The 9,925-nt window shown below is 53.5% G+C and carries 15 protein-coding genes and 1 pseudogene; 6 read left to right on the plus strand and 10 right to left on the minus strand.

Features of this window, described 5'->3' with window-relative positions:
• Nucleotides 1-449, plus strand: a 449-nt coding sequence (locus ACTHUE_RS06705) for a magnesium transporter (RefSeq protein ID WP_440423156.1), incomplete at its 5' end; no start/stop codon positions are given.
• Nucleotides 450-598: 149 nt separating this feature from the next.
• On the opposite strand, the gene ACTHUE_RS06710 is transcribed toward ACTHUE_RS06705, so the two are convergent.
• The gene (locus ACTHUE_RS06710; protein ID WP_004518970.1) at nucleotides 599-865 is read right to left on the minus strand and encodes a SemiSWEET family transporter; all 267 of its coding nucleotides are present in this window, start codon (nucleotides 863-865) and stop codon (nucleotides 599-601) included.
• A 218-nt stretch (nucleotides 866-1,083) separates the two neighbouring features.
• Between ACTHUE_RS06710 and ACTHUE_RS06715 the strand changes: the two are divergent.
• Nucleotides 1,084-1,613: pseudogene (locus tag ACTHUE_RS06715) on the plus strand (IS1595 family transposase); the annotation flags it as partial.
• A 20-nt stretch (nucleotides 1,614-1,633) separates the two neighbouring features.
• Here ACTHUE_RS06715 and ACTHUE_RS06720 read toward each other — a convergent pair.
• A complete protein-coding gene (locus tag ACTHUE_RS06720) occupies nucleotides 1,634-2,017 on the minus strand; it encodes a hypothetical protein (protein WP_004518967.1) in 384 nt (127 codons plus the stop codon).
• 207 nt (nucleotides 2,018-2,224) lie between these two features.
• Between ACTHUE_RS06720 and thiE the strand changes: the two genes are divergently transcribed.
• The 4 genes from thiE to ACTHUE_RS06740 are packed head-to-tail and all read left to right on the plus strand — an operon-like array spanning nucleotide 2,225 to nucleotide 4,273.
• The gene (gene thiE / locus ACTHUE_RS06725) at nucleotides 2,225-2,842 is read left to right on the plus strand and encodes a thiamine phosphate synthase (RefSeq protein ID WP_004518966.1); all 618 of its coding nucleotides are present in this window, start codon (nucleotides 2,225-2,227) and stop codon (nucleotides 2,840-2,842) included.
• A gap of 41 nt (nucleotides 2,843-2,883) precedes the next feature.
• Entirely contained in the window at nucleotides 2,884-3,078 is a 195-nt protein-coding gene (gene thiS / locus ACTHUE_RS06730) for a sulfur carrier protein ThiS (protein ID WP_004518965.1), read from the plus strand.
• A 58-nt stretch (nucleotides 3,079-3,136) separates the two neighbouring features.
• Nucleotides 3,137-3,430: a YciI family protein gene (locus ACTHUE_RS06735; protein WP_039861865.1), complete on the plus strand. Its 294-nt coding sequence runs from the start codon at nucleotides 3,137-3,139 to the stop codon at nucleotides 3,428-3,430.
• A gap of 54 nt (nucleotides 3,431-3,484) precedes the next feature.
• Entirely contained in the window at nucleotides 3,485-4,273 is a 789-nt protein-coding gene (locus tag ACTHUE_RS06740) for a thiazole synthase (RefSeq protein WP_004518963.1), read from the plus strand.
• A 71-nt stretch (nucleotides 4,274-4,344) separates the two neighbouring features.
• On the opposite strand, the gene ACTHUE_RS06745 is transcribed toward ACTHUE_RS06740, so the two are convergent.
• The 8 genes from ACTHUE_RS06745 to ACTHUE_RS06780 all read right to left on the minus strand — a co-directional run bounded on the left by ACTHUE_RS06745 (nucleotide 4,345) and on the right by ACTHUE_RS06780 (nucleotide 9,836).
• Nucleotides 4,345-5,112: a uracil-DNA glycosylase family protein gene (locus tag ACTHUE_RS06745; RefSeq protein ID WP_004518962.1), complete on the minus strand. Its 768-nt coding sequence runs from the start codon at nucleotides 5,110-5,112 to the stop codon at nucleotides 4,345-4,347.
• Nucleotides 5,106-5,549, minus strand: coding sequence for a ribosomal protein S18-alanine N-acetyltransferase (gene rimI / locus ACTHUE_RS06750; protein ID WP_004518961.1), 444 nt, complete (start codon nucleotides 5,547-5,549; stop codon nucleotides 5,106-5,108). The genes ACTHUE_RS06745 and rimI overlap by 7 nt, the downstream gene beginning before the upstream one ends.
• On the minus strand, nucleotides 5,546-6,253 hold the full coding sequence (gene tsaB / locus ACTHUE_RS06755; RefSeq protein WP_004518959.1) for a tRNA (adenosine(37)-N6)-threonylcarbamoyltransferase complex dimerization subunit type 1 TsaB: 708 nt from the start codon (nucleotides 6,251-6,253) through the stop codon (nucleotides 5,546-5,548). Before tsaB ends, rimI begins: the two co-directional genes overlap by 4 nt.
• Nucleotides 6,254-6,382: 129 nt before the next feature.
• On the minus strand, nucleotides 6,383-7,057 hold the full coding sequence (locus tag ACTHUE_RS06760; protein WP_004518958.1) for a glutathione S-transferase family protein: 675 nt from the start codon (nucleotides 7,055-7,057) through the stop codon (nucleotides 6,383-6,385).
• Nucleotides 7,058-7,065: 8 nt separating this feature from the next.
• On the minus strand, nucleotides 7,066-7,461 hold the full coding sequence (locus ACTHUE_RS06765; protein WP_004518957.1) for a hypothetical protein: 396 nt from the start codon (nucleotides 7,459-7,461) through the stop codon (nucleotides 7,066-7,068).
• A complete protein-coding gene (locus ACTHUE_RS06770) occupies nucleotides 7,462-8,628 on the minus strand; it encodes a beta-ketoacyl-ACP synthase III (RefSeq protein ID WP_049336655.1) in 1,167 nt (388 codons plus the stop codon). It lies immediately after the preceding gene.
• A 19-nt stretch (nucleotides 8,629-8,647) separates the two neighbouring features.
• Nucleotides 8,648-8,893 (minus strand): GNAT family N-acetyltransferase, encoded by a 246-nt coding sequence (locus ACTHUE_RS06775; RefSeq protein ID WP_049336668.1) that lies wholly within the window; start codon nucleotides 8,891-8,893, stop codon nucleotides 8,648-8,650.
• A 34-nt stretch (nucleotides 8,894-8,927) separates the two neighbouring features.
• Nucleotides 8,928-9,836 (minus strand): hypothetical protein, encoded by a 909-nt coding sequence (locus ACTHUE_RS06780; protein WP_004518954.1) that lies wholly within the window; start codon nucleotides 9,834-9,836, stop codon nucleotides 8,928-8,930.
• Nucleotides 9,837-9,925 lie beyond the last annotated feature (89 nt).

Consider the following 9,925-nt stretch of genomic DNA (forward strand, 5'->3'; position numbering starts at 1 on the left):
GCGTAATTGGCGCATTTGAAGGCAGTATCGAGAAAATCGTCGCACTGGCTGCGCTGATGCCCATCGTCGCCGGCATCGGCGGCAACTCCGGCAACCAAACCATCACCATGATCGTCCGCGCCATGGCAATGGGACAAATGACCAGTACGCAGGCAGGCCGCCTGCTGAAAAAAGAAGTCGGCGTCGCCCTCGTCAACGGCATTATTTGGGGCACGGTAATGGGCGTGATTTCATGGCTGCTCTACGGCAACATCGGCATCGGTTTGGTCATGGTGGCCGCGATGACCTTGAACCTTTTGCTAGCCGCGACCGTCGGCGTCCTCATTCCCGTCATGATGGACAAAGCCGGACGCGACCCGGCATTGGGCAGCTCGGTGCTGATTACCGCGGTTACCGACTCCGGCGGCTTCCTGATTTTCTTGGGATTAGCAACCATGTTCCTGTTGTAATAGGAAAAAAAAGACGTGTTCGATACGTCCTTTTCAAACCGTTTAAAAGGCCGTCTGAAATTTCAATTTTCAGACGGCCTTTGCTGTTTTTTAAAGCTTTACATCATGAGGGCGTTTAGTTTTGGGGCTGACGTAGATTAGCCCCTTGTTTAAAGCGAAGTCAGAAAAGTCAGAAATCCCAATATCACGCCGACTGCGTTGGGTATAATCAGAATCCAGTCTTTCCGGGGTTCTTTGCTCCAACCGTACAAAACCCAAATCAGACAGGATACTGCTGCAAACAGGGGTTGCCACGGCTGCGCCTTTGCCCCTTGCATATTGGCGATAATTTGGGGGATATAGGCGACAAATACGAAAATACCTATTGCCGCTCCTATGCTGCCGACAACGGTATTGAATTTTGCTTTGCTTATCATGCTGGTAAGTCTCCTTTTAATATGAAAATCGAGGCGGTAGATAATATGGGCAGGCTGACTCAGCCGAGGGAACAGCCGCAGCCGCAATGATGTTCGTGGCCTTGGCCATGTTCGTCCGAATCTTCGGCAAGCAGGGCTTCGTAGTCGCCGCTTTCAATCAGGCTGACCAGTTCTGCCGGACTTTCCGCGCCTTCTACCTAGTCGCAGGATAAATAACTCTATTCTACCGCAAAATATGTATGTCATCATCCATCATTTGGCCTTGGCTGCCGATGAGGTTTTCGAGGGCTCTGTCGAGCTGGACGAAAGCTATTTCGGCGGACAGCGTAAAGGCAGACGTGGTCGAGGTGCGGCAGGAAAAGTGGTTGTCTTCGGCATTCTGAAACGCAACGGACGGGTCTATACCGTTGTGGTGGATAATGCCAAGTCTGAAACGTTATTCCCTGTCATCAAAAAGAAAATCATGCCGGACAGCATTGTTTACACGGATAGCCTGAGCAGCTATGATAAGTTGGACGTGAGCGGTTTTATCCATTACCGCATCAACCATTCCAAGGAATTTGTCGACCGTCAGAACCACATTAACGGCATTGAGAATTTTTGGAATCAGGCAAAACGTTTCTTGCGAAAATACAACGGAATCGATCGCAAATCTTTCCCGCTGTTCTTGAAAGAATGCGAATTTCGATTTAACTTCGGCACACCGTCTCAACAGCTTAAAATCCTGCGAGATTGGTGTGGAATTTAGGGCTAATCTACGTCAGCCCCTTAGTTTTTGATGACGTTTACGGCGTAATGGGCAGTAGTGTTACGGCGGGCTTGGGCGCGCATCATATAGACCTGCACTTTATATTTGCCCGATTGGGTAGCGATACCGTCAAATTTATCGCCTTGTGCCGAACCGTTAAATACGGCTTCATCGTCTTTGGGTGCCCATACGTTGAAATAGGCGTTAGGGCTGCCGGTTTTACTGATGCGCAGGCGGTCGCCCTTGCGTACGGAGAACAAATGCTCGGCGGTTTGATAGCCGGTGATTTTGCCGGAAAAACGCTGCTTGGTTTGTTTGTGTGCCGAAGCTGGTTTTGAAGCTTCCGCTTTAGGCGTGGCGGCATTTGAATAAGTGGTAAACAGTAAGGGAAGGGCGGCTAACAAGAGAAATTTTTTTCATGGGTTGGGTCTCCGAATGTGGGGCGCCAATATGGCACTCATTTTGATAACCCATCAGTATGTTCATATTTTTATAAAGCCAAAGCCGAATAGGGCAATATTCATTTTTTCAATCAGGCCGTCTGAAAACAAATATTATTCAGACGGCCTTTTCTGATAATATAACAACGAATTATTCCTTTCGGAGCCGTTATGACCTTCCCGCCACTCAAATCTCCCCTGAAATTTTACGCCGTTGTTCCCACTGCTGACTGGGTCGAGCGCATGGTCAAAGCAGGTGCCGACACGGTGCAACTGCGCTGTAAAATCCTGCATGGCGACGAGTTGAAACGCGAAATCGAACGTTGCGTCGTAGCCTGTCAAAACAGTGCAACCCAGCTTTTCATCAACGACCACTGGCGCGAAGCGATTGCCGCAGGTGCATACGGCGTGCATCTCGGGCAGGAAGACATGGACACTGCCGACCTAGCCGCGATTGAAGCTGCCGGTTTGCGCTTGGGCTTGAGTACGCACTCTGTTGCCGAACTCGATCGCGCCTTGTCCGTACAACCTAGCTACGTCGCCAGCGGCGCGATTTTTCCGACCACGACCAAACAAATGCCCACCGCCCCGCAAGGCTTGGAGAAACTGCGCGAATATGTGAAACAGGCTCGCGGCATACCCGTCGTCGCCATCGGCGGCATCGATTTGAACAACGCTGAAGATGTACTTGCCACCGGCGTTTCCTCCCTCGCCGTCGTCCGCGCCGTTACCGAAGCGGAAAATCCCGAAGCCGTGGTTAAAGCGTTTCAGGCTTTGTGGGATGAATAAGGCCGTCTGAAAATAAGAAGTCTGACAAGAGGAGCAGCATTATGAAGATTATATTAAACAATGAAGCCATCACATTAAACGGCACAACCGTTGCCGACCTTATCGCCCAAACCGCGCCGCAGAAACCGTTTGCCGTTGCCGTCAATACCCAGTTTGTCGCCAAAGGCGCGTATGCGGAAACGGTTTTAAACGAAAACGACAAAGTGGACATTGTGCGCCCCGTAGTCGGCGGATAAGCGGTTTTACTGCGTGTATAGCTGCGCTATTGGTTTAATGCTGAGAAAAGGAAAAGAAATGTTTATCGTATCGTTGGAATATATTAAAGACTTGGCTGCGGTTGAAACCTACCTGTCCGAGCATATTGCGTATCTTGAACGGTATTATCAAGCAGGTGTATTTGTGATGTCTGGACGCAAACAGCCGCGGACAGGCGGCATTATCCTGATGAAAGCATCAGGCAGGGAACAGGTGGAAAAGTTAATTGCAGAAGACCCATTTCACCGAGAAGGCGTAGCGAAATACACAATTACCGAGTTTATTCCGACTAAGGTCGCGGAAGGACTTGAAAACTATTTGGAAACTATCTGAACCGATTTTTCAGAAGGCTATCGCCCCAAAAATAATATTACAAAGGAATCCATCATGTTTACCCTATATGGAGAAACTTTCCCTTCACGGCTGCTACTCGGTACGGCTGCTTATCCGACGCCGGAAATCCTCAAGCAGTCTGTTCAAATCGCGCAACCGGCGATGATTACCGTTTCATTGCGCCGCGCCGGCAGCGGCGGCGAAGCGCACGGGCAGGGTTTTTGGTCGTTGTTGGAAGAAATGGGTGTGCCTGTGTTGCCCAATACCGCAGGCTGTCAAAGCGTACAGGAAGCTGTGACCACTGCGCAAATGGCGCGCGAAGTGTTTGATACCGATTGGATTAAGCTCGAACTTATCGGCGATGATGACACGTTGCAGCCCGACGTGTTCCAACTGGTCGAGGCGGCGGAAATCCTGATTAAAGACGGCTTCAAAGTACTGCCTTATTGCACCGAAGACCTGATTGCCTGCCGCCGACTGCTCGACGCAGGCTGTCAGGCGTTGATGCCGTGGGCGGCGCCGATTGGCACGGGACTGGGCACGGTTCATGCTTATGCGCTGAAAGTCCTGCGCGAACGTCTGCCCAACACGCCGTTGATTATCGATGCGGGGTTGGGTTTGCCTTCGCAGGCGGCGCAAGTGATGGAATGGGGTTTTGACGGCGTGTTATTGAATACCGCCGTTTCCCGAAGTGGCGATCCGGTCAATATGGCACGCGCTTTTGCGCTTGCGGTCGAGTCGGGCCGTCTGGCTTATGAGGCGGAACCTGTGGAGGCGCGTGAGAAAGCGCGCGCCAGTACGCCGACGGTGGGTCAGCCTTTCTGGCATTCGGCGGAATATTGAAAAACATTAGGGCGTGTCGAACACGCCCTTTTTTGTTGGTGAAAAACCTGATTTCAGGTTGAACAGAATGTTCAGACGGCCTTGGCCAAAAGCTGTTTCAATGGCTTTAAGATTTGCCATGCCTGCGCTTTGAGTTGCGGCTGCATCAGCAGGCGGGCGGGGTGGGGAATGACGAAATGCGGCCGCTCTGCGCACAATTCGTTCATCAGCCCGATCATGTCGGGGCTGTCGAAGATTTTGCCGAGGAACAATACTGCGCGCGCTTGCGAAGCGGTCAGCTCGTTTTGCATTTCGGCAAGCTCGGAGCGGATGTGTTCGGCATCGGGCAGGGCAGTGAATACGGGCGCGGTTTTGACCCATGCGGTTTTGTGCGCCTGCTCGGGCTTGAGGCCGATGGCGGCGAGGATGTTGTCGAGAAGCGTGCCGACATCGCCGCTAAACAGTGTACCGTGCAGGCTGTCTTCGGTGGACGGGCAAATGCTGACCACCATGATTTCAGACGGCCTGATGGTTACGTCAAGGCGGGGCAGATTGTCTGAATGCGCGGCTTTTTCTGTTTTTGTCGGTGTTTCGGCAATGGCTTTGGGTGCTGCTTCGGGAGCGCGGACAGCCGGTTTGGCCGCTTGCGCAGTAGCGATGGCGGCAGTGCGTGCCTGATGGGCACCTGCGGATAAAGTGCGCACGGTTTGCGCGGTATCGGCAGCAATGGTTTTGGGGCGGACGGGTGCGGCTGATGTTGCGGTTTGAGGCGCGGCATGGATGATTTTGGCGTTTCGGTTCAGCCACATCGGGCCCAAGCCCAAGGCTTCGTGCAGGTGCAGATAGCGGCTGCTTAACATGATTTCTCCATCAATACGGCATCTTCGCTGCCACCGTCGGGCAGGGCGTAGTAGTTTTTGCGGCGACCGCAGGTTTGGAAGCCGTGTTTGCGGTAGAGCTGTTGCGCGGTTTCATTGCTTGCGCGGACTTCGAGCAGCAATCGGGTTGCGTCTTGCTGTTGCACTGCGTTTTGCCAGTGTTGTAGCAGGGCGGATGCAATGCCTTGTCGGCGGTATTCTGGCGCAACGGCAATCAGGTGCAGCTCGGATTCGTCAAACACGGTTTGCCACACGATAAAGCCGGTAATTTGGTGGTTGGTCTGGCTGAGCCAAACGCTGTCGGGATGGTGTTGAACCGCCGACTCAAACTGTTGCGCCGTCCACGACGAGGGATTGCCTTGTGCGTCGATGGCGGCAAGGGTGGGGCAGTCGGCAAGTACGGCTGGGCGCAGGTTCACGGTTTGGCCTTTTGTTGGGCTTGCTCTTGCGCGGTCAGGGCAATTTTGTTGCGGACGTAGAGCAACTCGGCGTGTGCCGCGTCAGTAGCAATATAGCGGCCGCTGCGGGCAAGTTTAAGATAGTCGGCGGCGGTCGGCATATCGGCTTGACCGTCAAAAGGCGGTTTGTCGGCGAGGGCAAAGGCATTACCGATGCCGCCGCTAGGCGTTTGGCCTTCGGGCGCGGCAATGGCGGAGGCTTTGCCAACCGTGTAATCGCTCAAGCGGACGTGGTTTTGCGTATCAAACCATGCGTAGAACACTTCGCCCATACGCGCATCTGTGGCTGCCAGTACACAGCTTGATGGTGGCAACAGCGAAGCGGCGGCATCGAGGCAGGGAATGCCGATCATGGGCGTGTCAAACGGCGTGGCCAAACCTTGTGCAACCGCCGCGCCGATACGCAGGCCGGTAAATGCGCCGGGGCCCTGTGCATAAACGATGCAGCCCAAATCGGCGGCCGTGATGCCTGCTTCTTTAAAGAGGCGCTCGATTTGCGGCAGGATTTGTTCGGATTGCTTGGTGCCGACGTTTTCATGAAACAGGCGGATTTCGCCTTGATGTTCCAATGCGATGGACAAAAAGGATGTGCTGGTGTCGATAGCAAGAGTCGGGCGGTTGTCGGTTGGCATGATGTTATTTTTTAGAAGGATATGGATTGCCATTATAGTGGAACGGCGAGGGGGAACAAAGCATTCGGGCGGCGCTTGGGTAAAAACGCCGTTTGCCGCAAAGCTATTCGATAAGTGAACCAAGGTTTCAGGCCGTTTGAAAACGTTTCAGACGGCCTTGTTTTATTTGTCGAGTTTCAATAAAGGCGAACCTGCTTTTTCAACGGCGCGGCGGTAGGCTTCATGCGCTTCGATGCGCTGCAAATAGGCACGGATATTGGGGTAGTCGGCAAAATCGAAGCGGTCGGCCGCGGCTTGCAGCGGATAGCTCATCATGATGTCGGCACCGCTAAGGCTGTTGCCGACCAACCATTCGCGGTTTTCCAACTCGCTGTTGATGTGGGCAAGATGCAGGGCGGCTTGCGGATGGATAAAGCTGCTTTTGACGCTACTGCTGATTTTGCGGGCAATCGGTTTGACGAAAAACGGCATGGGCGCGCTTTCAATCCGGCGGAACACCAGTCCGAGCAGCAATAACGGCATCAGCGAACCTTCGGCATAATGCAGCCAGCGTTGATATTGCCAGTATTCGCGGCTGCCGCGTTCGGGCATCAGACGACCGTTGCCGTAGGTTTGAATCAGGTAGTCAGTAATCGCGCCGCTTTCCGCCAAGATAAAGCCGTCATCATCCAATAAAGGCGATTTGCCCAAGGGATGGATGGCTTTGAGTTCGTCAGGGGCGAGCAAAGTGTCAGGATGACGGCAGTAGGTTTGCAGGCGGTAGGGCGTACCGAGGATTTCAAGCAGCCAAACAATGCGCAGGGCGCGGGATTGCTCGAGAGAATGTAGGGTAATCATGAGGGACTTTAAATATCGGTTTGTTTGAGGTTGTCTATGCTGATTTGGCAGGCATCGGCGTATTTTTGCAGGGTTTTGGCCGGTAGTTTGGCGAATACTTCGGGGCGGAAATGCCGACGAAGCTGCCATTTCCATACACCTGCCGCCATGGCCAAGCCGGTTTCATCATAACGGCAGCGGAACATATGGTAGTACAGCGGAGAATACTCGCCTTTTTCGACGGCTTCGCGCGCGGCCTGTGTTTGGGCATCGAGTTCACACACTGCCATTTCGGTGGCGTAGGCTTCATCCTGCCAACCGTTGCTGGTGGCCGCTTCGTAGTGGCCGTCGCGGGTGCCGTAGATGACTTTGCGGTGGCCGTGGTAGCTGGCGCTGTTGTCTTGAGGGATGTCGTCAATCTTCATTCAGACGGCCTTTACTGCTTCCAAAAGCATGAAACATGTTGAAAAGCGTCCGCTTTCCGGAACGTAACACAGGATTTTTTGGCCGTGTTCGATGGGGAAAGTGCGCATAAATTCTTCAAGGATGATGTAAATCGAGGCCGAACCCGTGTTGCCCTTGCTATGCAGATTGGTAAACCATTTTCCCTGCGGAATGTCGAAGCCGATATTTTTCAGGCCGTCTGAAAGGCGGTCGCGGAAAAAGCCGGAAGAGTAGTGGGGCAGGAACCAATCGATTTCTTCGGCGCGGATGCCGTGTTTGGCGGCGATTTGGGAGAGGGGTTTTTCCACCGTATAGCGGACGATGTTTTCGTTCAACAGTTTGACGTCCTGTTTGACCGCCATCAGGCTGTGGCGGCGGCCGTAATCGGCATCGGCGTGTTTCCAGCCTTCAAATACGCCGTCGCGGAATTCTGCGCCGGCATACATACAAGGTGGCATTTCGTTGGCGTAGGAAAGCAGGTCTATCCAGCGGATTTTCAGGCTGAGGCCGTCTGAATTGGGGCGGTCGGACAGATACACCGCGCCTGCGCCGTCAGACAGCATCCAGCGCAAAAAGTCTTTTTCAAACCCGATTTCGGGGGACGCGTTTTCCAGTTTTTTATGGTCGGTTTCACTTTGGAACACTTCGCCGCGCATGACCGCCGAAGCGTTTTCGGAAGCAACGGAAACCGCATGTGCGTGTTCGCCGGTGCGTACGGCGTTGTAGGCGTGTTTCATCGCCGCCATACCTGCCGCGCATACGCCTGCCATGCTGAACACTTCGCAAGGCGGCATATCCAGCAAACCATGCACCATTACGCCGTGTCCGGGCATGGTTTGGTCGGGATAGGAAGTGGCGCAGGCCAGGCTGCCGATGGCTTCTGCCGCAACGCCTTGGGCAAACAGGCCGTTGACCGCTTCGGCGGCCAATTCGGCATTGGTGTGCGTCGTGCGGCGGCTTTCGGGGTCGATGGCGTAATGGCGCGACAAAATGCCGTTGGAGCGCAAAATCATACGGCGCACGCGTGAAGGCACATCGCCTGCCATGCCGAGGACGGCTTCCATTTCGTCATTGCCGACAGGGGCGTTGGGCAAAAAGGCAGAAACGCGGTTGAGATAAACGTCTTTGAGTGTGTTATTCGATGTCATGATGTGTTTGTCAAAATAATCAACCGATAAACCGCGCCGCGTAGTCGCAGCTTGCAGTCAACGGGATGTGTTGTGTTTCGGCGTATTCCATCAGCGCGTCCACCAGCAGTTTGGCAATGCCGCGATGACGGAAGTTGGGCGAAACCTCGGTATGGTTTACGTCCCAGCCGCCGTTGTGTTCGGTATAGCTGATATAGCCTGCTTCCAAACCGTCAATGTCGATTTGAAAGCGACGGCGTTCGGGGTAGTGGATAACTTCGGGCATGATGGATTCCTGGTTTGAGGCCGTCTGAAAAGTATTATCTGCCTGACGGTTGCGCATAATAGTCCGCCAGCTTTTTCAGACGGCCTTTGAGCAGTGGATGCAGCAGTTTTTTCAAAATTACGCTGACGGGTAAAACTACCAAAATCATCGCCAATAAAAAGACGATGTAGAAGCACAGCAGCGCACGGCGCAAAAGTGGAGAAATACGGCCTGCCGCCATCAAAAGCTTGCCCCAGACGAAGAAGCTGCGGCCGGCGGCGCGTTCGCTGAAAATCAGTTTTTCATTCACTGTCACCGCGCCCATGTTTTGAAACAGGGTTTCGTCCAAAGGCTGTTGGTTTAACAGTGCATCGCGCAATTTCGCACCAAACCGCGCCGCATCCGCCAATTCTTCTTCAGCAATGCCGGCGGAGGGCAGGGAGCGGAAATAGCGTTTGTCGCCGGTCAGCATCCAGGCGGGCGTGGTAATGAAACTGGCCGCGCTGTTGCAGGCATCGATTTTTACGATGTTGCCGATGAGTTTGGCGCCGTTTTGTTTCAGCAAAGATTTCATTTTCTCTTGCGCGCCCAGCCACATATTGCGGCAGCCGATAAGCGTGATGACCGGTTTGCCGTCCAGCAGGCGGTGCGTTTCTTCGCGTTGCAAAAAGGCGGTCATCGGTTGCGAAGGGGAGAGGAACCAAACGGTGTAGGCAATGGCCACCACATCGTAATTTTCGGACGGAATGTGCGGCGGCAGAATCGGGGCGGGTTTTAAATGGACGGTTTCAGGAAAGGTATCGAAAAAACGCCAAAACGGCCACGGAAACGGAAACGCCTGCTCCGGTACGATATTGACGCAATCGACCTGTATGCCGGCTGTTTGCAACGGCGTGGCAAAATTTCGCGCCAGGCTGGAGAGCTGCCCCGTTTGCGAGTAATGCACAATCAGCACTTTTTTCATTATCTTCCCTGCAATGAGTAAGTTATGGTTGGTTTGGACGGTATTATATAGTAAACCGACCGGCCTTGAACTTTATTCATATTCAGTAT

It is taken from the genome of Neisseria sp. P0021.S005, assembly GCF_051956955.1.